Source organism: Streptomyces sp. NPDC048277 (assembly GCF_040652235.1).
In the GTDB taxonomy this organism is placed as follows: domain Bacteria; phylum Actinomycetota; class Actinomycetes; order Streptomycetales; family Streptomycetaceae; genus Streptomyces.
On the sequence record NZ_JBEZLQ010000005.1, the window covers coordinates 197,735 to 220,383 of the forward strand.

At 71.3% G+C, this 22,649-nt stretch carries 22 protein-coding genes and 1 pseudogene; 12 read left to right on the plus strand and 11 right to left on the minus strand.

The features are described from left to right. Entirely contained in the window at positions 1 to 1,062 is a 1,062-nt protein-coding gene (locus AB0D85_RS13720; RefSeq protein WP_362318485.1) for a sugar ABC transporter substrate-binding protein, read from the minus strand. Between the two features lie 16 nt (positions 1,063 to 1,078). After that, a complete protein-coding gene (locus tag AB0D85_RS13725; RefSeq protein ID WP_362318487.1) occupies positions 1,079 to 2,134 on the minus strand; it encodes an ABC transporter permease in 1,056 nt (351 codons plus the stop codon). A 136-nt stretch (positions 2,135 to 2,270) separates the two neighbouring features. Between AB0D85_RS13725 and AB0D85_RS13730 the strand changes: the two genes are divergently transcribed. Next, a complete protein-coding gene (locus tag AB0D85_RS13730) occupies positions 2,271 to 2,996 on the plus strand; it encodes an SDR family NAD(P)-dependent oxidoreductase (RefSeq protein ID WP_362318490.1) in 726 nt (241 codons plus the stop codon). Here AB0D85_RS13730 and AB0D85_RS13735 read toward each other — a convergent pair. Beyond that, positions 2,973 to 3,698, minus strand: coding sequence for a MerR family transcriptional regulator (locus AB0D85_RS13735; RefSeq protein WP_362318493.1), 726 nt, complete (start codon positions 3,696 to 3,698; stop codon positions 2,973 to 2,975). The genes AB0D85_RS13730 and AB0D85_RS13735 overlap by 24 nt on opposite strands. A 264-nt stretch (positions 3,699 to 3,962) precedes the next feature. Here AB0D85_RS13735 and AB0D85_RS13740 point away from each other — a divergent pair, with 264 nt between their 5' ends. Both AB0D85_RS13740 and AB0D85_RS13745 read left to right on the plus strand, forming a co-directional pair. Beyond that, positions 3,963 to 5,432, plus strand: coding sequence for an amino acid permease (locus AB0D85_RS13740; RefSeq protein ID WP_362318495.1), 1,470 nt, complete (start codon positions 3,963 to 3,965; stop codon positions 5,430 to 5,432). Positions 5,433 to 5,483: 51 nt separating this feature from the next. Continuing rightward, a complete protein-coding gene (locus AB0D85_RS13745) occupies positions 5,484 to 5,975 on the plus strand; it encodes a macro domain-containing protein (RefSeq protein WP_362319247.1) in 492 nt (163 codons plus the stop codon). Between the two features lie 69 nt (positions 5,976 to 6,044). Here the strand turns inward: AB0D85_RS13745 and AB0D85_RS13750 are convergent, their stop codons facing one another. Next, positions 6,045 to 7,514, minus strand: coding sequence for a M1 family metallopeptidase (locus AB0D85_RS13750; protein WP_362318498.1), 1,470 nt, complete (start codon positions 7,512 to 7,514; stop codon positions 6,045 to 6,047). Positions 7,515 to 7,752: 238 nt separating this feature from the next. On the opposite strand from AB0D85_RS13750, the gene AB0D85_RS13755 reads away from it, so the two are divergent. Continuing rightward, complete coding sequence (locus AB0D85_RS13755; RefSeq protein WP_362318501.1) at positions 7,753 to 9,708, plus strand: Xaa-Pro dipeptidyl-peptidase; 1,956 nt, start codon at positions 7,753 to 7,755, stop codon at positions 9,706 to 9,708. A gap of 192 nt (positions 9,709 to 9,900) precedes the next feature. Here the strand turns inward: AB0D85_RS13755 and AB0D85_RS13760 are convergent, their stop codons facing one another. After that, complete coding sequence (locus tag AB0D85_RS13760; RefSeq protein WP_362318504.1) at positions 9,901 to 10,848, minus strand: FAD-dependent oxidoreductase; 948 nt, start codon at positions 10,846 to 10,848, stop codon at positions 9,901 to 9,903. Positions 10,849 to 10,924: 76 nt separating this feature from the next. Here AB0D85_RS13760 and AB0D85_RS13765 point away from each other — a divergent pair, with 76 nt between their 5' ends. The 3 genes from AB0D85_RS13765 to AB0D85_RS13775 all read left to right on the plus strand — a co-directional run bounded on the left by AB0D85_RS13765 (position 10,925) and on the right by AB0D85_RS13775 (position 14,215). Next, a complete protein-coding gene (locus tag AB0D85_RS13765; protein WP_362318506.1) occupies positions 10,925 to 11,947 on the plus strand; it encodes an oxidoreductase in 1,023 nt (340 codons plus the stop codon). Positions 11,948 to 11,982: 35 nt separating this feature from the next. Next, positions 11,983 to 13,629: an ABC-F family ATP-binding cassette domain-containing protein gene (locus AB0D85_RS13770; RefSeq protein WP_362318509.1), complete on the plus strand. Its 1,647-nt coding sequence runs from the start codon at positions 11,983 to 11,985 to the stop codon at positions 13,627 to 13,629. A 112-nt stretch (positions 13,630 to 13,741) separates the two neighbouring features. Beyond that, a complete protein-coding gene (locus tag AB0D85_RS13775) occupies positions 13,742 to 14,215 on the plus strand; it encodes a DUF1003 domain-containing protein (protein ID WP_362318512.1) in 474 nt (157 codons plus the stop codon). Positions 14,216 to 14,242: 27 nt separating this feature from the next. Here AB0D85_RS13775 and AB0D85_RS13780 read toward each other — a convergent pair whose 3' ends face one another. Continuing rightward, on the minus strand, positions 14,243 to 14,680 hold the full coding sequence (locus AB0D85_RS13780) for an SRPBCC domain-containing protein (RefSeq protein WP_362318515.1): 438 nt from the start codon (positions 14,678 to 14,680) through the stop codon (positions 14,243 to 14,245). Beyond that, positions 14,677 to 14,991: a metalloregulator ArsR/SmtB family transcription factor gene (locus AB0D85_RS13785; protein WP_362318517.1), complete on the minus strand. Its 315-nt coding sequence runs from the start codon at positions 14,989 to 14,991 to the stop codon at positions 14,677 to 14,679. Before AB0D85_RS13785 ends, AB0D85_RS13780 begins: the two co-directional genes overlap by 4 nt. A 111-nt stretch (positions 14,992 to 15,102) precedes the next feature. On the opposite strand from AB0D85_RS13785, the gene AB0D85_RS13790 reads away from it, so the two are divergent. From AB0D85_RS13790 to AB0D85_RS13800, 3 genes are read left to right on the plus strand one after another with little or no spacing between them, the layout of a single operon-like run. Then, on the plus strand, positions 15,103 to 15,513 hold the full coding sequence (locus AB0D85_RS13790; RefSeq protein WP_362318520.1) for an SRPBCC domain-containing protein: 411 nt from the start codon (positions 15,103 to 15,105) through the stop codon (positions 15,511 to 15,513). Positions 15,514 to 15,544: 31 nt separating this feature from the next. Then, positions 15,545 to 16,129 carry a TIGR03086 family metal-binding protein gene (locus AB0D85_RS13795; protein ID WP_362318523.1) on the plus strand — a complete coding sequence of 195 codons (585 nt, stop codon included), beginning with the start codon at positions 15,545 to 15,547 and terminating at the stop codon, positions 16,127 to 16,129. Between the two features lie 17 nt (positions 16,130 to 16,146). Then, on the plus strand, positions 16,147 to 16,590 hold the full coding sequence (locus tag AB0D85_RS13800) for an SRPBCC family protein (RefSeq protein WP_362318526.1): 444 nt from the start codon (positions 16,147 to 16,149) through the stop codon (positions 16,588 to 16,590). Between the two features lie 15 nt (positions 16,591 to 16,605). On the opposite strand, the gene AB0D85_RS13805 is transcribed toward AB0D85_RS13800, so the two are convergent. Then, positions 16,606 to 17,019 carry a DUF4232 domain-containing protein gene (locus AB0D85_RS13805; RefSeq protein WP_362318529.1) on the minus strand — a complete coding sequence of 138 codons (414 nt, stop codon included), beginning with the start codon at positions 17,017 to 17,019 and terminating at the stop codon, positions 16,606 to 16,608. 43 nt (positions 17,020 to 17,062) lie between these two features. On the opposite strand from AB0D85_RS13805, the gene AB0D85_RS13810 reads away from it, so the two are divergent. Further along, complete coding sequence (locus AB0D85_RS13810; RefSeq protein ID WP_362318532.1) at positions 17,063 to 17,227, plus strand: hypothetical protein; 165 nt, start codon at positions 17,063 to 17,065, stop codon at positions 17,225 to 17,227. A 182-nt stretch (positions 17,228 to 17,409) separates the two neighbouring features. Here AB0D85_RS13810 and AB0D85_RS13815 read toward each other — a convergent pair. From AB0D85_RS13815 to AB0D85_RS13825, 3 genes and pseudogenes are all read right to left on the minus strand, one after another. Beyond that, positions 17,410 to 17,860: pseudogene (locus AB0D85_RS13815) on the minus strand (DUF664 domain-containing protein). 149 nt (positions 17,861 to 18,009) lie between these two features. Next, positions 18,010 to 20,385 carry a Tex family protein gene (locus tag AB0D85_RS13820; protein ID WP_362318535.1) on the minus strand — a complete coding sequence of 792 codons (2,376 nt, stop codon included), beginning with the start codon at positions 20,383 to 20,385 and terminating at the stop codon, positions 18,010 to 18,012. 306 nt (positions 20,386 to 20,691) lie between these two features. Further along, a complete protein-coding gene (locus AB0D85_RS13825; RefSeq protein ID WP_362318539.1) occupies positions 20,692 to 21,561 on the minus strand; it encodes a hypothetical protein in 870 nt (289 codons plus the stop codon). A gap of 113 nt (positions 21,562 to 21,674) precedes the next feature. On the opposite strand from AB0D85_RS13825, the gene AB0D85_RS13830 reads away from it, so the two are divergent. Then, positions 21,675 to 22,646: a DJ-1/PfpI family protein gene (locus AB0D85_RS13830; protein ID WP_362318542.1), complete on the plus strand. Its 972-nt coding sequence runs from the start codon at positions 21,675 to 21,677 to the stop codon at positions 22,644 to 22,646. Positions 22,647 to 22,649 lie beyond the last annotated feature (3 nt).

Sequence of the window (22,649 nt, forward strand, 5' to 3'; positions counted from 1 at the left end):
TCAGCGCGCGTCCTTCAGCGGTTTGAGGTTGGCCTGTTCGTCGCCGAGCAGCTTGTCGATCGTCGGCTTGTACCAGTCGTACGCCGCCGTCGCCGACTTCTGCCGGGCGATGATCGCGTCGATGTCGGAGGAGTCGACCACCGCGCCGGGGGAGAGGAACCAACCCTGGGGCAGTTTCCCGCCCTTGTCGCGGACCGCCTCGATCAGCATCGCCGTGGAGAGGTAGCCCTTGAGGAAGTGCTGCGGGTCGATGGTGACGAAGTTCGAACCGTCCTTGACCGCCTCCAGCGTCTTCGGGTCGACGTCGAAGCCGGCCGTCAGCCACTTTCCGTGCTCCGCCTTCTTGATCTTGGCGAGGTTGTAGCTGTCGGCGTCCCCGACGCCCAGGAAGGCGAGCGCGTCCGGATGCGCGTTGACCTGCGCCGACCAGGAGCTGTAGTTCTGACCGGGATCGCTGTACGTCTGGAAGGGGCCGAGGACCTTGACGCCCGGCGCCTCCTTCGCGAAGGTGTCGGAGATCCCCTTGGCCCGGTTGTCCAGCACGGGCGTGCCCGGGTTCGGCACCCCGATGACGATCTCCCCCTTCGGGTCGGCGCCGAGCCGCTTCAGCGCCTCCTTCGCCATCAGCTCACCGAGGGCGTAATTGTCGTTGCCCACATAGAAGTTCACCTTGCTGCCGTCGGTGGGCGAGGTGTCCAGGGCGACCACCGGGATGCCCTGGTCGACGGCCCGGGCCGCGGGGCGGGTGAAGATCGGCGGGTCCAGGTTCTCCAGGACGATGCCGTCCTTGGCGCGGGTGGTCAGGTTCTGGAAGAGCTGGGCCTCGGCCGGACCGTCCGTGTTCGGCGGCCCCACCGCCTGGAAGTCGACCTTGCCCGCGTGGCTCGCGGCACTCTGCGCGCCGAGCACCATCTCGTGGGCGAAGTTGAGCGAGATGTTGGCGACCGCGATGCCCATGTTCAGCCTGTCGCCCTTGCCGGGGCCGCTGCTGCCGCAGCCGGCCGCGCCGAGCAGCAGCAGCGCGCCGAGCGCGGCGGACACCGTACGGAATCGGGGGTGCATCACGGCCTCCAATACGTCACTTGCGTCGGCGCCCCGTGCGGCGCAGCGCGCTGTCCGCCGCGACCGCGACGAGGATGACCCCGCCGGTCGCGAACGACGTCCAGTTGATGGGTACTTCGAAGAACACAAGGCCGGCCGCCACGACCGACAGGATCATCGCCCCGGCCACCGCGCCGACCACCGAACCCCGCCCGCCGGCCAGCGGGGTGCCGCCGATGATGCAGGCGGCGATGGCCTGGAGTTCGTAGCCCTGGCCGAGCGTCGGGTCGCCGGCGCCGTAGAAGGCGAGGGCCAGCGCGGCCGCGCACGCCGTGGTCAGGCCGGACAGCGCCAGGGCCTCGATCCGGGTGCGCACGACCGGGATACCGCTGAACTCGGCCGCGTCCGGGTTGGAGCCGATCGCCCGCACCCGCGCCCCGAACCGCGTCCGCGAGAGCACCACGGCGAGCACCACGGCCACCACCAGCAGCACCCACAGCGCGAACGGCACCCCGCCCGGATCGCCGCCCGCGAACGTGAAGAACGAGTCGTCCAGCGGCAGATCGGTGATCTGCTTGCCGTCCGCAAGCGCCAGCCCGACCCCCCGGTACAGCATCAGCGTGCCCAGCGTCACGATGAACGAAGGCAGCGCGAGCAGCGTGGTCACCAGCGCGTTGAACACCCCCAGCACCGCCCCGGTCACCAGCATCACCGGCACCGCGAGCCACGCCTCGACCCCGGCCCGCACCAGCAGCGCCCCGACCACCAGGACCATCGCGTACGTCCCGCCCACCGACAGGTCGACCTCGCGCATCGACAGCGCGAACACCATGCCGCACGCCATCAGCGAGATGTAGACCGAGTTGTGCGCGGTGGACAGCAGGTTCCCGCTGCTCAGGAAGTCCGGGTACGGGATGCCGATCGCGGCGACGAGCAACCCCAGCACGAGCAGCACGCCCAGCTCGTCCCGGACCAGCCGGCGCGGATGGGGGCACCCCCAGGCGTCAAGCACTGGGGGAGGACGTCGGCGCGGCCCGCCGCCCTGTCCACGGGCGCGCTCGGCGTCGTCCACGGCACGCTCGCTCTCGGTCATCGGGCACGGCTCCCGTACGGCTGGCGCTGGGGTCGCCCCGCAGCGTCGATCCCCCGGCCCCGCACGGCAACCGGCCCGTTCCGGCGAGTGGAACACGGTCTTGCCCTCCGCGCCGACGGGTCATCACACTCGCCCCATGCAGACGCGGACCGCACTGGTGACCGGAGCGGCACAGGGGCTCGGACAGGAGTTCGCCATCGCGCTCGCGGGGCGCGGCTACCGGGTCGCCGGCCTCGACCTGGTCCCGCAGACGGAGACCGCGGGGAAGGTCCTGGACTATCTGGAACTCGTCGCCGACGTCACCGACGAGGAGCAGGTACGGGCGGCACTGCGGCACGTGATCGACGCGTTCGGCACCCTGCACGTCGTCGTCAACAACGCGGGCGTCTACCCGGCCCGCCCCTTCGAGGAGACGACCGCCGAGGACTGGCGGCGGGTCATGCGCGTCAACCTGGAGGCGCCGTTCCTGGTCACCCGGGCCGCGCTGCCCCATCTCAAGGCGAGCGGGTGGGGCCGCATCGTCAACATCGCCTCGGCGGCCGTGTTCACCGCGCCGCCCGACATGGTCCCGTACGTCGCCTCGAAGACCGGCCTGATCGGCTTCACCCGTGCGCTGGCCGGGGCCCTCGGGCCGTACGACATCACGGTCAACGCGATCGCGCCCAGCATGGTGCGCACCGCGACCGCCGAGCGCACGGTCGGCGCGGACGGCGGGTTCGAGCACGTCCGCTCCCAGCAGGTCGTGCCGCGCACCCAGGAGACGTCCGACCTGGTCTCGACGCTCCTCTACGTGGTGGACGAGGGCAGCGGTTTCCTGACCGGGCAGACGCTCAACGTGTCAGGAGGGTCGGCCTTCCTCTGACTCCGGAAGCCACTGGTGGACCTCCGCCCTGAGCGACCGCTGGAAGGCCGTCAGCAGCGCCTGCACGATCAGGGGCTGCATGTGCGCGGACAGGGACTTCACGTCCTTCTCGGCCCGCTCCGCCACCTCGGCCCGGAACAGCTGCGACAGCTCGTGGGCGGCGGCGCGCGAGTGCTCGATCAGCACCGTGCGCGCGGCCAGGATCGCCTTCTCCGACAGCGGAACGTCCAGGAGCTCCACGGCGAGCCGCAGCAGCCCCGGATCGATGCGGTAGGTCTCGCCGTCGGGCCGTACGACATCCATGGCGACGAGCCGCTCGACGTCCTCCGCGGCCAGCGGCCGTCCGGCCCGTCGCCGCAGCTCCTCGGCCGTCACCGTCTCCTCGGTGTCCGGCGCCCAGGAGGCGACCACGGCCCGGTGGACGGCCAGGTCGTGGTGGCTGAGGCCGGGCGGCAACCGGTTCAGGTAGCGCTCGATCGCCGCCAGCGTCATGCCCTGGTGCTGGAGCTCCTCGATCAGCGCCAGCCGGGCCAGGTGCTCCCGCCCGTAGTGGCCCACCCGGCGCGCACCGATCACCGGCGGCGGGAGCAGCCCCTTGGTGCCGTAGAACCGGACCGTGCGGACCGTGGTGCCGGCCCGCGCGGCCAGCTCGTCGATCGTGAGCGCCGGCTCCCCGGGATCACTGTCGGTGTCGGTCGTCATGTGCAGCAGTATCGCTGTCACACCGGTGTTGTGACACCTGGGGCCCACGCGAGACGCGTGAGTATTTGTTCGGCTGATGTTCGCCCGAACGTCATGATCGTGACCTTGTGAGAAGTTCCGCTCTGTGATCTATGCCATCGCCTGCGCCCCGCTGTCCGGGGGAAGGTGGGGCCTTGGTCTGTGCCCACCACCGAGCGCGCCGACCGAGTACGTCCGGACACCCGAGCGCGACCCGCTCGGGCGCACCAGAGAGTGGAACCACCTGTGAGCAAGGACGCCGTCAACACGGCACAGGCCGTCGCCACCCGGACCGACGCGGCCCAGGCGCCCGCGGACGCGGGCGACGCCGGCTACAGCAAGGACCTCAAGGCCCGCCACGTCAACATGATCGCCATCGGCGGCGCGATCGGCACCGGACTCTTCCTGGGAGCCGGCGGACGCCTCCACAACGCCGGCCCGGCACTCGCCCTCACCTACCTGGTCTGCGGCGTCTTCGCCTTCTTCGTGGTCCGGGCCCTCGGCGAACTGGTCCTCTACCGCCCCTCCTCCGGTTCCTTCGTGTCGTACGCGCGCGAGTTCCTCGGCGAGAAGGGCGCGTACGTCGCGGGCTGGATGTACTTCCTCAACTGGTCGACCACCGGGATCGCCGACATCACCGCGATCGCGCTCTACACGCACTACTGGTCCATGTTCACCAGCGTCCCGCAGTGGACGCTCGCGCTGATCGCCCTGGCCGTGGTCCTCGCGGTGAACCTCATCTCGGTGAAGATCTTCGGCGAGATGGAGTTCTGGTTCGCGATCATCAAGGTCGCCACCCTGGTCGGCTTCATGCTGGTCGGCATCTTCCTGCTGGCCACCCAGCACAGGGTCGACGGCCACACCCCGGGCCTGAGCGCGATCACCGACCACGGCGGCGTCTTCCCGCACGGCCTGATGCCGGTCGTCCTCGTCATGCAGGGCGTGATCTTCGCGTACGCGGCCCTGGAACTGGTCGGCGTCGCGGCGGGCGAGACCGCCGAGCCCGCGAAGGTCGTCCCGCGCGCGGTGAACTCGATCATGTGGCGCGTCGGCATCTTCTACGTCGGCTCGGTCGTCCTGCTGGCCCTGCTCCTGCCCGGCTCGGTCTACTCGGCCGACGAGAGCCCCTTCGTCACGGTCCTCTCCAAGATCGGCGTCTCCGGTGCCGGCGACGTGATGAACCTGGTCGTCCTGACCGCCGCCATGTCCTCTCTCAACTCCGGCCTGTACTCCACGGGCCGCATCCTGCGCTCCATGGCCATGGCCGGCTCGGCCCCCAGGTTCACCGCCCGCATGAACCGCAGCCAGGTCCCCTACGGCGGCATCCTGCTGACCTGCGCGGTCTGTGTGCTCGGCGTCGGCCTGAACTACCTGGTGCCCAGCCAGGCCTTCGAGATCGTCCTGAACGTGGCCTCCCTCGGCATCATCAGCACCTGGGTGATCATCATGGTCTGCCACCTGGTCTTCGTCCGCCGCGCGAAGGCCGGCCTGGTCGAGCGCCCCGCGTTCCGCCTCCGCTTCAGCCCGTACACCGAGATCGCCACGGTCGCCTTCCTGCTGGTCTGCCTCGGCATGATGTGGAACGACCCGGAGGTCGGCCGCAAGACCCTGCTGCTCATCCCGGTGATCGCGGTGCTGCTCGTGGCCGGCTGGTTCGGCGTCCGCCGCCGGGTCTCCGCGACGGCCGACAAGGAACTGTCACAGCTCACGAAGTAGCAGGTCGGCGCCACTGTCAGTGGCATCGCCTACGGTGGCGTCATGTCGGAGATTTCGGAGATCACGTACATCCGGGGTGACGCCACCGCGCCGACGGGCAAGGGCGTCAAGGTGATCGCCCATGTCTGCAACGACCTGGGGGGCTGGGGAAAGGGCTTCGTCCTGGCGCTCTCCCGCCGCTGGCCGGAGCCGGAGAAGGCGTACCGCGCCTGGCACCGCGACCGCGCGAACAACGACTTCGCCCTGGGCGCGACACAGCTGGTGCGCGTGGAGCGCTACATATGGGTGGCCAACATGATCGGCCAGCGGGGTACGAAGACAGCCAGCAAGGGCGTCCCGGTCCGCTACGAGGCGATAGACACGGCCCTGGGCAAGCTGGCCGACGAGGCGATCGAACTCGGCGCGTCGGTGCACATGCCGCGCATAGGCTGCGGGTTGGCCGGGGGTAAATGGTCGCGAATCGAGCCGCTGATAAAGAACCGACTGGTGGCCAGGAAAATCCCGGTCACCGTCTACGACTACGGCACGGAAGCGCCCCTTTAGGGGCGCGGGGAACTGCGCGACCAGCCCCAACGGACCCGCAGCCCCCACACGACCGAACCCGGCAACCCCTTAGTGCACGTAGTTCGTAGCCTCGATCTGCTTCCAGGACTTCGGCTGGACCGGAGCCACCGCGGCCTTGAACGCCGGCCCCGCCGGTTTCGTCGGCTCAAACAGCCACGCATCGAACAACGACCCCAGCGACTTCCCCGACACCTTCTCCGCATACGCCTCGAAGTCACCCACCGAAGCGTTCCCATACGCGTGCTCCTTCGGCCACCCCTTCAGAATCGCGAAGAACGCCTCGTCGCCCACCGCGTTCCGCAGCGCCTGCACGGCCAGCGCCCCCCGGTCGTACACGGCGATGTCGAACTGGTCGTCCGGCCCCGGATCCCCCGGCTTCACCGTCCAGAACGCATCGTCGGCCGGATGCGACGCGTACACATAGTCGGCGAGCTCCTGCGTCGTGCCCTCGCCCTCGTGCTCGGACCACAGCCACTGCGTGTACCGCGCGAACCCCTCGTTGAGCCAGATGTCCTTCCAGCCCTTGAGGGAGACATCGTCGCCGTACCACTGGTGGGCCAGCTCGTGCACGACCACCGACGTGTTGGAGCCGTTCGCGAACTGCTTGGGGCTGTAGTACACGCGGGTCTGCGTCTCCAGCGCGTACCCGGTGGTGGTGTTGGGCACGTACCCGCCGGCCGAGCTGAAGGGGTAGGGGCCGAAGTAGCCGCTCAGCCAGTCGACGAGCTCTCCCGTCCGCTCCACGCTGGCCCGAGCCGCCCCGTCGTTGTCGCCGAGGTCCTTGCTGTAGGCGTTGACGACCGGCACTCCACCCTCCGACGTACTGGTGGTGATGTCGAACTTCCCGACCGCCAGTGTGGCCAGATAGGTCGCCTGGGGCTTGTTCTGCCGCCAGTTCCAGCGGGTCCAGCCGAGCTTCGAACTCGTCGACTGGAGCAGCCCGTTGGAGATGACCTGGGTGCCGTCGGGCACGGCCACCGAGACGTCGTACGTCGCCTTGTCCAGCGGGTGGTCGTTGCTCGGGAACCACCACCAGGCGGATTCGGGCTCGTCCGCCGCGACCGCCCCGTCGGGTGTGCGGTGCCATGTGTCGAAGCCGTACGCGCTCTTCGTCGACGGCACCCCGCTGTAGCGGACGACGACGGTGATCGGGGTGTCCTTCGCCAGTGGGGTCCTCGGCGTGATCACCAGTTCGTGCTGACCGGAGGTGGCGAAGTCGGCCTTCGTCCCGTTGACCCGTACCTCGCTGACGTCCAGCAGGAAGTCCAGGTCGAAGCTGGACAGGTCCTGCGTGGTCCGCGCCAGGATCGTCGCCGTACCCGCCAGCTCGTCGGTCGCGGGCTGGTACTGCAACCGGAGGTCGTAGTGGGAGACGTCGTAACCGCCGTTGCCGTAGTACGGGTAGTAGGGGTCGCCGATGCCGGGCGCGCCGGGGCTGTAGCTCGCGGCCGATGCCGGGATCGCCAGCAGGAGCGAGGCCGCCGCGAGGGCGCCCGGCGCGAGGATGCTGCGGTGCACGAGAACTCCAAATCGGTAGGGGGCCGAGGCGCGCCCCGCCGCAACGGGACGGGGAACGCCAAGTCGATGGAGCACGATCGATGGAGCACGAAACTGTTCGCAGCCTATTCAGTCCCTGTGACCCCTGGCCTGTCCACGGCACCTGCTGTCACACGATCGCCATTCGGCCGCAATCAGCCCTGTCGGTCCCTCAGATGCACTCTTCTGCACAGGAGTTGACCGGGGTAGCGTCCGCCGCATGCCGAAACGCACGCGCTTCACGACCTGGAGACCGTTCGCCCTCGCGGCCGTCGCAGCCCTGATCGCCGCCTTCCTCAGCCCGGCCGCGGCCCAGGCCGCCGGCGCCCCGCGCGAGAGCCGGCCCGTCTACTCCTACGCGCACGCCATCCGCGAGGCCGTATGGGTGGACACCGGACTCGACTCCGACGGCGACGGGAAGACCGACCGGGTCGCCGCCGACATCGTCCGGCCCGCCGAACCCGCCGCGCAGGGCCGCAAGGTGCCGGTCATCATGGACGCCAGCCCCTACTACTCCTGCTGCGGCCGCGGCAACGAGAGCCAGCTCAAGACCTATGACGCACACGGCGACATCGTCCAGATGCCGCTGTTCTACGACAACTACTTCGTGCCCCGCGGCTACGCCTTCGTCGGCGTCGACCTGGCCGGCACCAACCGCTCCGACGGCTGCGTCGACGTCGGCGGACGCTCCGACATCCAGTCCGCGAAGGCCGTGATCGACTGGCTGAACGGGCGGGCCAAGGCGTACAGCAGCCGCACCGGCACCACCACCGTCAAGGCGACCTGGACCAACGGCAGAACCGGCATGATCGGCAAGAGCTGGGACGGCACCATCGCCAACGGCGTAGCCGCCACCGGGGTGAAGGGCCTGAAGACGATCGTCCCGATCAGCGCGATCTCCTCCTGGTACGACTACTACTTCGCCAAGGGCGCCCCGCTGTACGACTCGGGACCGGACTGGCTGGCGGGCGCGGTGGAGAGCGACGCGGCCTCCGCCAAGTGCGGTGCCGTACAGCAGAAGCTGATCGACGGCGCGCCGCGCAGCGGCGACTGGACCGGCCTGTGGACCGAGCGGAACTACGTCAAGGACGCCGCCAAGGTGAGGGCCAGCGTGTTCCTCGTGCACGGCATGCAGGACCTCAATGTCCGCACCAAGAACTTCGGCCAGTGGTGGGACGCCCTCGCCAAGCACGGCGTCGAGCGCAAGATCTGGCTTTCCCAGACCGGCCATGTCGACCCCTTCGACTACCGGCGCGGCGCCTGGGTCGACACCCTGCACCGCTGGTTCGACCACGAACTCCTCGGCTACGACAACGGCATCGACCGCGAGCCGACGGCCGACATCGAACGCCACCCCGACCAGTGGGTGACCTCCTCCGTCTGGCCGCCGCGCGGCACGGGGACCACCACCTTGCGCCCGGCCACCGGTACCCGGCTCGGCGTCGGTACCCTCGGCCTGCGCACGGGCAACGGCACGGAGACCTTCACCGACGACCCCAAGCAGAGCGAGACCGACTGGGCCGCCGGGATCGCCACCCCGACATCGGCGAAGGCCGGCTTCCTCACCGCGCCGCTCACCCACGACCTGCGCCTGTCCGGCTCCTCCAAGGTCACCGGCACCGCCACCCCCACCACCTCGACGGCCCACCTGACCGCCGTCCTGGTCGACCTCGGCCCGGACACCATCCGTGACTACGCCGACGACGCCGAGGGCATCACCACCCTCACCGACCGCACCTGCTGGGGCGAGAGCACGGCGGGCGACAGCGCCTGCTTCAAGAAGACCCGGGCCAAGACCAAGGCGGTCGACTACACGGTGTTCAGCCGCGGCTGGGCCGACCTCGGCCACTACGCCGACTCCGGCAAGGGCGTCCCGCTCACCCCGGGCAAGGCCTACACGATCACCCTCGACCTGGCCGCCACCGACCACGTCGTGCCCAAGGGCCACCGCCTGGCACTGATCGTCGCGGGCACGGACAAGGACCTCATCGATCCGCCGTCCACCACCCCGACCCTCACCCTGGACCTGTCCGGTACGGCGGCCAGGGTCCCGCTGGTCGGCGGCGCGGCCGCGTTCGCCCGCGCCACCTCCGGCAGCGCCTGGACCGCCCCCGGGGCGAGCCCCCTGGCCGGTGTCCACGCCCCGCGCACCGTCCAGCGCGTCCCGGCGAGCTGACCCCGGGGGCCTGTCCGGCCGGACCCGGCGGACAGGCCCCCGGTCCGGGCCGCAGGCGGCCGGCCCTGAGCAGGCCGCCCGGTCCGGCCCGTCGGCGGCCGGCCCTGAGCAGGCCGGCGAATCCCCTGCGGTCCGCAAGCACCCTGACGGGGCGCGGGGCTGTATGTGATGTGCGGCTGTCCGGCGGAGCGCTCAGGCGGCCGGGCCCGGAGCCACCAGCCCGGCCGCCTCCCGGGCGCAGCCCCAGGCCACCGTGACCCCGGCCCCGCCGTGCCCGTAGTTGTGCACCAGCACCCCGCCGTCCGGCCGGAGTTCGCGCTCCAGCCGGACCGCACTCCGGTACGGCCGCAGCCCCACCCGGTGTGCCAGCACCCGCGCCCCGGCGATCTCGGGCCGTACCGCCGCACACCGCGCCACGATCCCCGCCGCGATGTCCGGATCCGGCTCCGGGGACCAGGCGTCCTCCTCCGCCGTACCCCCGAGCAGCAGCCCGCCGGGCTGCGGGAAGAAGTAGGCGGAGGCACCCCCCTCGCCCTCGTCGGCGGACGTGTACCAGGTGGCGATCCCGGGGTTCTCCACCACGACCAACTGGCCGCGCACCGGACGCACCGCCGGATCCGGAACGAGGGAACGAGCCCCGAGCCCGCTGCAGTTGACCACGACGGACGAGGGCACCTCGGCCAGCCCGCTCACCACCCGTTCCTCCACCGTGCCGCCCGCCTTGCCCAACCGCTCCCGCAGCCAGGCCAGATGGACCGGCATGTCGATCAACGGCAGCCGTGCCGCGAGACCTTGGCCCGTCTCGGCCAGCCCCGGTACCCGGGCCGCCCACGTACCCAGCTCGTCCAGCCGCAGCCCGTCGTGTACGCCCTCGACCAGGCGTACGCCCGTCTCCTCCGGCCGCGCCGCCAACTCCCCGTACACGTCAAGGGAGGTGAGCGCCCATTCCCCGACCAGCGCCTCCGGTTCGATGCGGTACGGCCACCACAGCGCGCCGGCGACCGCCGAGGTCGTACGCCCGCCGGTCTCCCGCGCCCACACCCGCACCCGCCGTCCGGCCTCGGCCAGCACCACCGCCGTGGTCAGCCCGACGACCCCGGCGCCGACCACGATCACCTCGTCACTCCGCTCACGGTCCATGCCGGGACGCTAGCCGAACATGTGCGGAATATGTCATGCAGCGCTCAGATCGTCCCGCTCTGGGGATACTCACAGCATGTCTGCCGCATACGCGACCTTCGGCCTGGCCCCGGCGATGCGCGCCGGCGGCGTTCTCGCCGACGGCGGCTACCGGATCCACCGGGACTTCGTGGACTTCATCGTCGACGGACGCCCGCTGCTGTTCCAGCTCTCCGACCTGGACGCCGTCTCCCCGCTCGCCTCCGACGTCCCGCCCGCCATCTTCACCGCCCAGGTCCGCAGCCTCTTGCTGGAGTCCGAGGCACCACTGCCCGAGGACCGTTACGTCATCTACGGCTGCCCCGAGTGCGAGGACCTGGCCTGCGGAGCGGTCACCGCGGTCATCGAGCACGACGGCGACGACTACATCTGGCGGGACTTCGCCTGGCAGACCGCCGCACACGCCGACCTGGAGCTCAACAGCTACCAGGGCATCGGCCCGTTCCGCTTCCACGGCGCCGAGTACCGCGAGGCCCTCGGCGCCCTCCTCACGGACTCCGGCCCGCCGCCCGGCCGCCGCGTCCTGCTCATCGGCGCCCGCGTCGCCCTCCTCGCCAAGCTGGCCGCCGCCCTGCGCACCATCGGCATCGGCGCCGACATCACCCGCGACGCCGACGGCGTCCCCGCGGACGAACTGCGCGGCTACGGCGCCGTCGCCTTCGGCCCCACCGTCGGCGAGGCCGAACGGGCCGCCGTACGCCGGGCGTTCGAGCAGGCGGGCCTGGAGATCGCGTACGTCGACGGCCTCGCCCCGATCGTCCCCCTCCTCGTCGCCCAGATCGAGCACGCGCTCGACCGCAGTCCGCTCCCGCAGCGCCGGCTGGCCCGGCTGGTCGCCGCCGACGGCACGGCCGGCATCGAGGTCACCTCGCCCTGCCGGGTCCGCGTCACCGCGTACCGCCTCGACCGCCTCTCCCGCCCCCGCACCCACGAGCTCTTCGACGGGGTCCTGGAACCCGGCCGCCACCACATCCCCCTCGACGGCAAGACGGCCAGGGGCGGGTCCTTCGTGGTGGCCCGGACCTCGGGCAGTGTGCTGGTGGAGGCGATGACGCGCTGACCTCCGTCCGCGCGGACATTAGGATCGGCGTTCTGATGACTGCCACCCTCGTCGCCAAGAACCTCGCCGCCGGACACGGCGACCGCTCGCTCTTCTCCGGGCTCGACCTCGTCGTCGCCCCCGGAGACGTGATCGGTCTCGTCGGTGCCAACGGCGCGGGCAAGTCCACGCTGCTCCGGCTGCTCGCCGGGCTCACCGCCCCCGAGCAGGGCGAACTGCGGCTCTCCCCGCCGACCGCGACCGTCGGCCACCTGCCCCAGGAGCCGGAGCGGCGCCAGGGGGAGACCGTCCGTGCCTTCCTCGCCCGGCGCACCGGCGTCGCCGAGGCCCAGCGTGTGATGGACGAGGCGACCCAGGCCCTGGTCGACGGGGCACCGGGCGCCGACGACGCGTACGCCACCGCCCTGGAGCGCTGGCTCGACCTCGGCGGCGCCGACCTGGAGGAGCGCGCGGAGGAAACCGCCGACTCCCTGGGCCTGGCCGTCGACCTGGACCAGCCGATGACCTCCCTCTCCGGCGGACAGGCAGCCCGCGCGGGCCTCGCGTCCCTGCTGCTGTCCCGCTACGACGTCTTCCTCCTCGACGAGCCGACCAACGACCTGGACCTGGACGGCCTGGAGCGACTCGAACGCTTTGTCACGGGCCTGCGGGCCGGCACGGTCGTCGTCAGCCACGACCGCGAGTTCCTCACCCGCACGGTCACCAAGGTCCTCGAACTCGACCTCGCCCAGCGGCAGATCAACCTCTACGGCGGCGGCTACGAGGCCTACCTGGAGGAACGCGACGTGGCCCGCCGGCACGCCCGCGAGGACTACGAGGAGTACGCCGACAAACGCGGCGCCCTCCAGGACCGCGCGCAGATGCAGCGCTCCTGGATGGACAAGGGCGTCAAGAACGCCCGGCGCAAGGCGTCCAACGACAACGACAAGATCGGCCGCAAGTTCCGCAGCGAGGCCAGCGAGAAGCAGGCCGCCAAGGCCCGCCAGACCCAGCGCATGATCGAACGCCTGGAGGTCGTCGAGGAGCCGCGCAAGGAGTGGGAACTGCGCATGGAGATCGCGGCCGCCCCGCGCTCCGGCGCCGTGGTCGCCACCCTGCGGGACGCCGAGGTGCGGCGCGGTGACTTCAGCTTCGGACCGGTGTCGCTGCAGATCGACTGGGCGGACCGGGTCGCGGTGACGGGCGCGAACGGCGCGGGCAAGTCGACGCTGCTCGCCGCGCTGCTGGGCCGGGTGCCGCTGGACTCGGGGCACGCCGCCCTCGGTCCGGGCGTGGTGGTCGGCGAGGTCGACCAGGCACGCAAGCTCTTCCACGGCACCGAGTCCCTGCTGGACGCCTTCTGCGCGGCCGTCCCGGACACCGAACCGGTGGAAGTCCGCACCCTGCTGGCCAAGTTCGGCCTCAAGCAGGACCACGTACTCCGCTCGGCGACCACACTCTCCCCGGGCGAACGCACCCGCGCCGCCCTGGCCCTCCTGCAGGGCCGCGGCGTCAACCTCCTCGTCCTGGACGAGCCCACGAACCACCTCGACCTGCCCGCGATCGAACAGCTTGAGTCCGCCCTCGACACCTACGAGGGCACTCTCCTCCTGGTGACCCACGACCGCCGCATGCTGGACGCGGTACGGGTGACCCGCCGCCTGGAGGTGGCGGCGGGAAAGGTGACGGAAGCGCCCCGATAGGGGCGCGGGGCTGTATTCGATATGCGGCTGCCGCCGCGCGGGCGCGAGCAACCACGACGCACCCGCAGCCGCTGCACGACCTCACCTCGGATCATCACGCAGGGAGAGCTTCATGGGCACACCGAAGCGGCCGGCCGTCCGCATCGCACGCGAACAGGACGTCCTCGCACAGGTCCGCGGGACCCAGGACCGGATCGCGGACGCCATCACCGTCTGGGCCGGAAGCATGGGGTTCGTGTACCTGCACGCCCTGTGGTTCACGGTCTGGATCGTCTGCAACATGGGCGTGTTCGGCGCCGGCGCGATCTGGGATCCGTTCCCCTTCGGACTGCTCACCATGATCGTCAGCCTGGAGGCGATCTTCCTGTCCACCTTCGTCATGGTGAGCCAGAACCGGCAGGCCGCCCGCGAGAACGTCCGCGCCGACCTGGACTTCGAGACCAACGTGCGCTCGGAGGTGTGGTCCATCCACATGGGCCGGGCCCTCGGTGTCGACCCCGTGGAGGTCGAGCGCCGCGTCCAGGAACTGCTCGCGGAGAACCGCGCCCGGATGGACGGCACCGCCCAGCCCCCACCAGGGAAGTGATCCGCCGGCCGTCGGCTTCGCTGCGGCTCACATCCAGTCGTCGGGGCCGGGATCGCCGCCCGCCGCCACCGTGGCGAGCCGGTCCGTGTAGTGCGTCCAGCCCTCCCGGTGCGCCGCACAGGCCTCCGGGGAGGGCAGGCCGCGGTGCACGAGCCGCAGCAGGGTGCCCTCGGCGACCGGCTCCAGGGTGATCTCGACCGTGGTGGAACCGGGCGGCACGGGCATCTCGTCGTTCACCCAGCCCCAGGTGAACACCAGCCGCTTGGGCGGGTCGATCTCGACGAAGCGGCCCTGCGCGATGTGCTCGCCGGTGACCCTGGTGCGATAGGCACCGCCCGGCTCGAAGCTGAACTCGCCGTCCGCGCCCATCCAGGAGAGCCACTTCTCCCGGTCGGTGAAGAAGGAGAACACCGTCTCGGGGCGGGCGGCGATGGTCCGCTCCACGGTGACCGCGTTGCCGTTCACGACTCCGTCCCTTCCGCGCGCTCCGCCGCCTCGGCCAGTTCGGCCAGCGTGTCCAGCTTGGTCTCCCACATGGACTGCAGATAGGCGGCCAGCGGTCCGAGCGCCTCCCGGTCGGCCCGGTAGAACCGCTTCTTGCCGTCCTGCCGCAGCGTAACCAGACCGGAGTCGCGCAGCACCCTGAGGTGTTGCGACACCGCGCCGAACGTGACGTCGAACCGCTCGGCGATCTCACCGGCGGACAGCTCGGCGTCCCACACCAGCCGCAGGATCTCGCGCCGCCGGGGCTCGGCGACCACCCGTACCGCATCCATGAAAGTCATTTTAGTGGCCACTTGAATTTGCCTGTCCACCTGAGTCATTTTAGTGTGGACTAAAACGAAGGGTCCGAGGCGGACCCGATCGACCTGCCCCAGGAGCACTCCATGCCCGAGATAGCGATGCAGCTGGCCATCGAGGCCGATCCGGAGACCGTGTACACGGCGATCTCCACCACCGAGGGGATCCGTAGCTGGTTCACCACGACGGCCACCGCCGATGCGGGCGGGCACGAACTGGGCTTCCCGGGGGTGCCCGAGCCCTGGCGGCTGAGGGTCGTCGAGGCCGAGCCCGGCAAGCGCCTGGTACTGGCCGGGGAGAACGGCCCCTGGACCGGCACCGAGCAGACGTACGAGATCCTCGCCCGCCCCGAGGGCGGAGTCACCCTGCGCTTCACCCACGCCGGCTTCCCGGCCGTCGACGACGCCTACCGGGACTTCACCTACGGCTGGGCCACCAAGTTCACGCAGCTCAAGAGCTACGCCGAGACCGGCGAGCCGGCCCCCTTCTTCAACTGACGACGACCTTCACCCGCTGACGGAGACAGACATGAACACCACCCAGTACGACGCCTTGCGGTCCGGCATCCGGGAGTGCGCCGACGCCGTCGCCGCCACGGCCGCCGGTGTGCGCGCCGAACAGCTCAGGGAACCGACCCCCTGCGCGAAGTTCACCGTCGCCGACCTCGTCGACCACCTCACCGGCACCCTGCTGACCGCCGAGCGGGCCGCCCGCAGGGAAGCCCCGTCCGACACGGCCCTGTCCGACGCTGCCCCGGCCGGGTCGCCGAGCGCCCTCGTCGACGCGGCGGGCCGGACCGCGACCGTCTGGTCGGACGCCGCCGCCTACGAGGGGACGACGATGTTCGGCGAGTGGGAGATGCCGGCCGTCCTCGTCGCCTCGATCACCCTCCAGGAACTCGCCGTGCACGGCTGGGACCTGGCCCGCGCGACCGGCCGGCCGTTCTCGCTCGGCGAGGACACCGCACAGCTCGTGCTCGGCGCGGTCGAGCAGATCGCCGACCAGGTCCGGGGCAACGGCGGCTACGGCCCGCCCGTCGCCGTACCGGCCGACGCCCCGGCCTTCCAGCGGGCGCTGGCCGCCAGCGGACGGGATCCTGAGTGGAACGGCTGACCGACCAGGAGTCCGGTATGGCGATCGACGAGACGGCGGAGCGGGTCATCGGGCTGCCGCCCGAGCGGGTGGCCGGGTACGCGATGGACTGGCGGCACGACCACGAGTGGACGCAGGGCATCCGCACCGCCGAACTGACCCGCGAGGCGGACACGGGCGGCTTCGGCCTCGGAGCCGAGGTCACCCGTACCGCCCACTTCCTGGGCAGACGCATCCACTACGTCCTGAAGGTCGCCGCGTACGACCCTCCCCGGCTGCTGGACATGGTGTCCGTCGCCGGGCCGATGCCCATGCACGTCACCTACTCCTTCGACGCCCACCCCGGGGGCACCCTCGCCCGGATCCGGGTGCGCGGCGACTCGGGACCCCTGTTCCGGCTGGCGGCGCCGCTCATGGCGCGGCAGGTCCGCTCGTCGATCGGCAAGGATCTGCGGGATTTGGAGCGCCGGCTGGCGGAGTGACGAGGGTGCGGCGGGTCAGGCGGTGACACCGAAGGGGGTGACGTCGAGCTTTTCGTCGCAGGGGGCAAGGCCCGGAGCCGGTACCAGGGTCAGCGGCCGGGAGTCGCCGGGCAGCCGGATGTCCACGCCGTAGGCGCCGCTCACCTGCATGCACCCGTCCTTCGAGTACAGCAGGAACGACGTGGTGCGACCCGGGGCGAGCGAGACGGCGGGCGGGGCCACGGCCTGGGACCGGGTGACCTTGAACGGGCGCGTGCCCGAGGTGCTCACCGGCCCGCTCGTGCAGCCCGGAGGGTCGGCCGTCGTGCAAACGTGGATGGTGTTGTCGCCGAAGAAGCTGAGGCCGGGCCAGCCGATCAGTCGGCACGTCGAGCCTGAGCGGTTGCGCAACACGATCTCCGCGGCGAACCCCCGGGTTCGGTCACCCACCTGCGGACTGGTCCGCCCGTCCGAGGCCGCGAGGTCGCGCGTGGTGCAGACGGGAGCAGCGGGCGCCGTGGTGGTGCGGGACCGGGTATTGGCGGGGGCGGCCGCCCGGCTCGAAGCCGATGCCCCGGTGGCGTCGGCCGCCTCGGTGGAACGCCGAGCGGGAGAGGCCGCCGGGGCGGCGGTGCTGGGCCGCGCCGTCGTCTCGTAAGTGGCCCGCGCATCGGGGACGGAATAGTGAACCCCCGAATCGCAGGCCACGGTTGCCGCCAGCAACAGCCCGGCCACCGCAACATGTCTCCCACCCCGTATGTGCATGACAGGAACGCTATGCACGATCACGGCGGACGCACAGATGCGACGGTGAGCCGACAGTCCCTTTTCGCCCCCCGTTCACCTGCCGCCCCGCCCGGCCTCCTCGGCCGCCCGCTCCACCCGGTCCCGGTGTTCCGCCCAGGCCTTCGCGTCACCGGGCGCCATGTTGATGCCGCCGGGCCGCTGACCCGTCACGCCGTCGACGAGCTCGCGGACGATGTCGGCATGACCGGCGTGCCGCTGGCTCTCGGCGACCATGTGTGTGAGGACGCGGTGGAGCGTGATCTCCTTCGGCGGGTCGACGGCCAGCCGACCGACCGCGTCGAGGGGCAGGGCCGCGATCGCCTCACGCGTTTCGTCGGCCCGCGCCCACAGGTCCCCGTTGGGTTCCGTGTCACCGGTGAACCACAACGCGGGCGCCCTGGCGAAGGGCCGCCCATCAGTTGCCCCCCTCCAGCTTCCACAGCAGGACGTCACGGGCGTCCTGGAGGTACGTCTGAAGATCGGCCTTGAAGTCGGATCCGGTCATGCGCCCAGTCTCCGGACCGACGGATCTTGCGTCCACGGAAATTCCGGGTGCGAGGCAGCACCGCGCCCGGCAGGCAACCCAGGGGCGCGGGGAACTGCGCGACCAGCCACAACGGACCCGCAGCTCCCCACGACCCGTGGAAGGTACCGTCAGCGCTTACCCTTCTTCGGATCGAGCAACCCGGCCCGGCGCAGAGCATCGGCCATCGCACTGTTGGCCGGTGCCGGCGCCGCCCCCTGGCGGGAGCCGCCGCCCTGGCGCTGCTGCTGCCGCTGCTGCGGCGGGCGCCCGCCGCCACCCCGCTGCGGTCGGCGCTCACCGCCGGAGGCCGCCGCCTCCGCCTCGTCGTCCAGCCGCAGCGTCAGCGAGATCCGCTTGCGCGGGATGTCCACGTCGAGGACCTTCACCTTGACGATGTCGCCGGGCTTCACCACATCCCGCGGATCCTTCACGAACGTCTTCGACAGCGCGGAGACATGGGCCAGACCGTCCTGGTGGACACCGACGTCGATGAACGCCCCGAACGCCGCCACATTCGTGACGACCCCCTCCAGGATCATCCCGGACGACAGGTCGGAGATCTTCTCGACGCCCTCCTTGAACGTGGCCGTCTTGAAGGCCGGACGCGGGTCGCGCCCCGGCTTCTCCAGTTCCTTGAGGATGTCGCTGACGGTCGGCAGACCGAACGTCTCGTCCACGAAGTCCGCGGGCCTCAGCGAACGCAGCACGCCCGTGTTGCCGACGAGCGCGGCCACCTCCTGCCCCGACGTCTTCACCATCCGCCGTACGACGGGGTACGCCTCCGGGTGGACACTCGACGCGTCCAGCGGGTCGTCGCCGCCGCGGATGCGGAGGAAGCCCGCGCACTGCTCGTACGCCTTCGGGCCGAGCCGGGCCACGTTCTTCAGCTGCCCGCGGGAGGAGAACGGGCCGTTGGCGTCCCGGTGGGCCACGATGTTCTCGGCGAGCCCGGAGGTGATGCCGGAGACCCGGGCGAGCAGCGGCGCGGACGCGGTGTTGACGTCGACCCCGACACCGTTCACACAGTCCTCGACCACCGCGTCCAGCGAGCGCGACAGCTTCACCTCGGACAGGTCGTGCTGGTACTGGCCGACGCCGATCGACTTGGGGTCGATCTTCACCAGCTCCGCCAGGGGGTCCTGGAGCCGGCGGGCGATCGACACGGCGCCGCGCAGCGACACGTCCATGTCGGGCAGTTCCTGGGAGGCGAACGCGGAGGCCGAGTACACGGAGGCGCCGGCCTCCGACACCATCACCTTGGTGAGCTTCAACTCCGGGTGCTTGGTGATGAGTTCACCGGCGAGCTTGTCGGTCTCGCGGGACGCCGTGCCGTTGCCGATCGCGACCAGGTCGACCGTGTGCTCCTTGGCGAGGCGGGCGAGCTTGGCGATCGCCTCGTCCCACTTGTTGGCCGGGACGTGCGGGTAGATGACGTCGGTGGCGACGACCTTGCCGGTCGCGTCGACCACGGCGACCTTCACGCCCGTACGGAAACCGGGGTCCAGGCCCAGCGTGGCACGGGTGCCGGCCGGGGCGGCCAGCAGCAGGTCGCGCAGGTTCGCCGCGAAGACGTTGACCGCCTCGTCCTCGGCGGCCGTGCGCAGCCGCAGCCGCAGGTCGATGCCGAGGTGGACGAGGAGCCGGGTGCGCCAGGCCCAGCGGACCGTGTCCGAGAGCCACTTGTCGGCGGGCCGGCCGCGGTCGGTGATCCCGAACTTGTGGGCGACGATGCCCTCGAACGAGGACGGGCCCTCCGTCGGCTCCTCCGGCTCCAGGACGAGGTCGAGGACGTCCTCCTTCTCGCCGCGCAGCATCGCCAGGATGCGGTGCGAGGGGAGGTCGGTGAAGGGCTCGGCGAAGTCGAAGTAGTCGGCGAACTTGGCGCCCGCCTCCTCCTTGCCGTCCCGCACCTTCGCGGCGAGCCGGCCGCGCACCCACATGCGCTCGCGCAGCTCGCCGATCAGGTCGGCGTCCTCGGAGAACCGCTCGGTGAGGATCGCGCGGGCACCCTCCAGGGCGGCCTGCGGATCGGCGACGCCCTTGTCGGCGTCCACGAACGCGGCGGCCGCGGCGAGCGGTTCGACCGTCGGGTCGCCGAGCAGCCCCTCGGCCAGCGGCTCCAGCCCGGCCTCCCGCGCGATCTGCGCCTTGGTGCGCCGCTTCGGCTTGTACGGCAGGTAGATGTCCTCGAGCCGCGCCTTGGTCTCGGCGCCCCGGATCTGCGCCTCCAGCTCGGCGGTGAGCTTGCCCTGCTCGCGCACCGACTCCAGGATCGCCGCCCGACGCTCCTCCAGTTCCCGCAGATAGCGCAGCCGCTCCTCGATCGTGCGCAGCTGCGCGTCGTCGAGCATCTCGGTCGCTTCCTTGCGGTAGCGGGCGATGAAGGGCACCGTCGAACCGCCGTCGAGCAGCTCCACGGCAGCCTTGACCTGCCGCTCCCGTACGCCGAGCTCCTCGGCGATCCTGCCTTCGATGGACCCTACTGAGGACCCGGGTGTCGTCACGATCCCGTACCGCCTTCTCCACTGAGGTTGCGCGGCAATTGTGGCAGGTGACACCGACAACCGGCCCCCAGGGCACGATTCCCGAGACACGACCACACCGGCGTCACCCCCGAACCCGCGTCACCCTCGAACCTGTGTCTCCACCGAATCCGCCTCGCCCTCGAATCCGCCGCAACGGCGCTCAGCCCCCACGGCGTCTTCCGGCGGTGCCGAACCGGCCTCGGACCCGGCCGCCCCGGTCGCCCTGCCCGGCCTCGGCCCCGGCCGGGCCCGTCGCCCTCCCGGCCCAGACCCCGGCAGGGCCCGTCACCCCTTCCCCATCAGGTCCGCGGGGAACGCCCCCGCCGCCACGGCAGCCCCCGCGAAACCCGCCGACAGCTCCGTCAGGCGTGCCACCCCGTCCGCCCCGAGGTGTTCGTACGGTGCCCGGTCCAGGCGGTCCGTCTCCGCCTCGATCTCCGCCCGCAGGGCCACCCCCGCCCCGGTCGGCTCGCCGGCCGCGTCGAGCAGCCCGCGCTCCCGCAGCCGTTCCACCGCCGCGTCCCAGTCGTCCTGGCTCCAGCCGCGGGTGGCGAACACCCACTTGGGGTTCATGCCCTTGCCGGTCGCGGTGTGCGTCACCACCGCCTCCAGCCCGTCGAGACCGGCCCCGGCCAGCACCGCGAGATGCCCGTCGCCACGGTGCTCGCGCAGCAGCGTGCCCGCGTACCAGTACGCGAGATGGGGTTCCTCGGGCACCGGCAGGTCCGCGTGGGCCGAGTAGAGCGGCCGCCCGGGACGGGAGCAGGCCTCGGCCCCGCGCAGCGCGAGCCGCGCGGCCTCGGCCATTGCGCCGGAGGCGACCACGTCCGCGCCGAGCAGCCGCCGCATCGACGCGTCGACGGCACGCGTGCGTGCGGCGAGCACGTCCTTCGGGGAGGCGATCTCCCAGACCGCCGGCACATGCCGGGCCACCAGCTCGTGCTTGTAGTTGTAGAACGTCGCCGTCACCGTGCCGGCCCCGACCGGCCCGAACGCCGCCGCCCGCACCGCGAAGTTGACGGCCCGCCGGTGCGTGACCCCGAGGGCACCCAGCTCCTCGCTCAGTTCGGGACTGAAGTAGTGGATCGCGTGCAGCGAGTTGAGCAGGGTGTTGCAGCGGCGGCCGGCACGCGGCTCAAGGGCGGCGGTAGTCATGACGAGCACGCTACTGACTGGTCGGTACGGACTCCAGCATCCTGCCGGTCATGGCAGAAAAGGTGGGGAACTCGTCATTGCGGCCATCGCGCCACCGGCCAAGAATCGAAGGCATGGCGCAGCGAACCGTCCTCGTCGTCCTCTTCGACGACGTCCAGAGCCTCGACGTCACCGGCCCCGTGGAGGTCTTCACGGGCGCCGAGCACCACACCCCGGGCAGCTACCGCATCCGTACGGCCTCCCTGGACGGCGCTCCGGTGCGCACCTCCAGCGGGCTCACCGTCGTACCGGACGCGGCCCTGACCGAGGAGGCGCCCGGCCCGCACACGCTCCTCGTCCCCGGCGGCGAGGGCACCCGGCGCCCCGACCCGGAGCTGGTGGAGTGGCTGCGGGCGCACGGACCGCACACCGGGCGGCTCGTGTCCGTGTGCACCGGAGCCATCCTGCTCGCCGCCGCCGGGCTGCTGGACGGCCACCGGGTCACCACCCACTGGGCGTACTGCGACAAACTGGCCCGCGACCACCCGGCCGTCGACGTCGACCCCGACCCGATCTACGTCAGGGACGGCCAGATCTCCACGTCGGCCGGCGTCACCTCCGGCATCGATCTCGCGCTCGCCCTCGTCGAGGAGGACCTGGGCCGGGATGTCGCGCTCACCGTCGCCCGGCACCTGGTGGTGTTCCTGCGCAGGCCCGGCAACCAGGCCCAGTTCAGCGCCCAGCTCGCCGCCCAGACCGCACAGCGCGAGCCGCTCCGCGAGGTCCAGCAGTGGATCACCGAGCACCCCGACGGCGACCTCGCCGTCGAGGCGCTGGCCGCCCGCGCCGCCCTCTCGCCCCGCCACTTCGCCCGCGCCTTCCAGGCCGAGACCGGGATGACGCCCGGCCGGTACGTCGACCGGGTCCGGCTCGAACACGCCCGCCGGCTCCTGGAGGACACCGGCGACGGCGTCGAGGAGGTCTCGCGTGCCAGCGGCTACGGCACGCCCGAAGCGATGCGCCGCGCCTTCCTCAAGGCCCTCGGCGCGACCCCCGCCGAGTACCGGCGCAGGTTCCGCACCACACCCGTCGGTCAGTCCGGTTAGGAG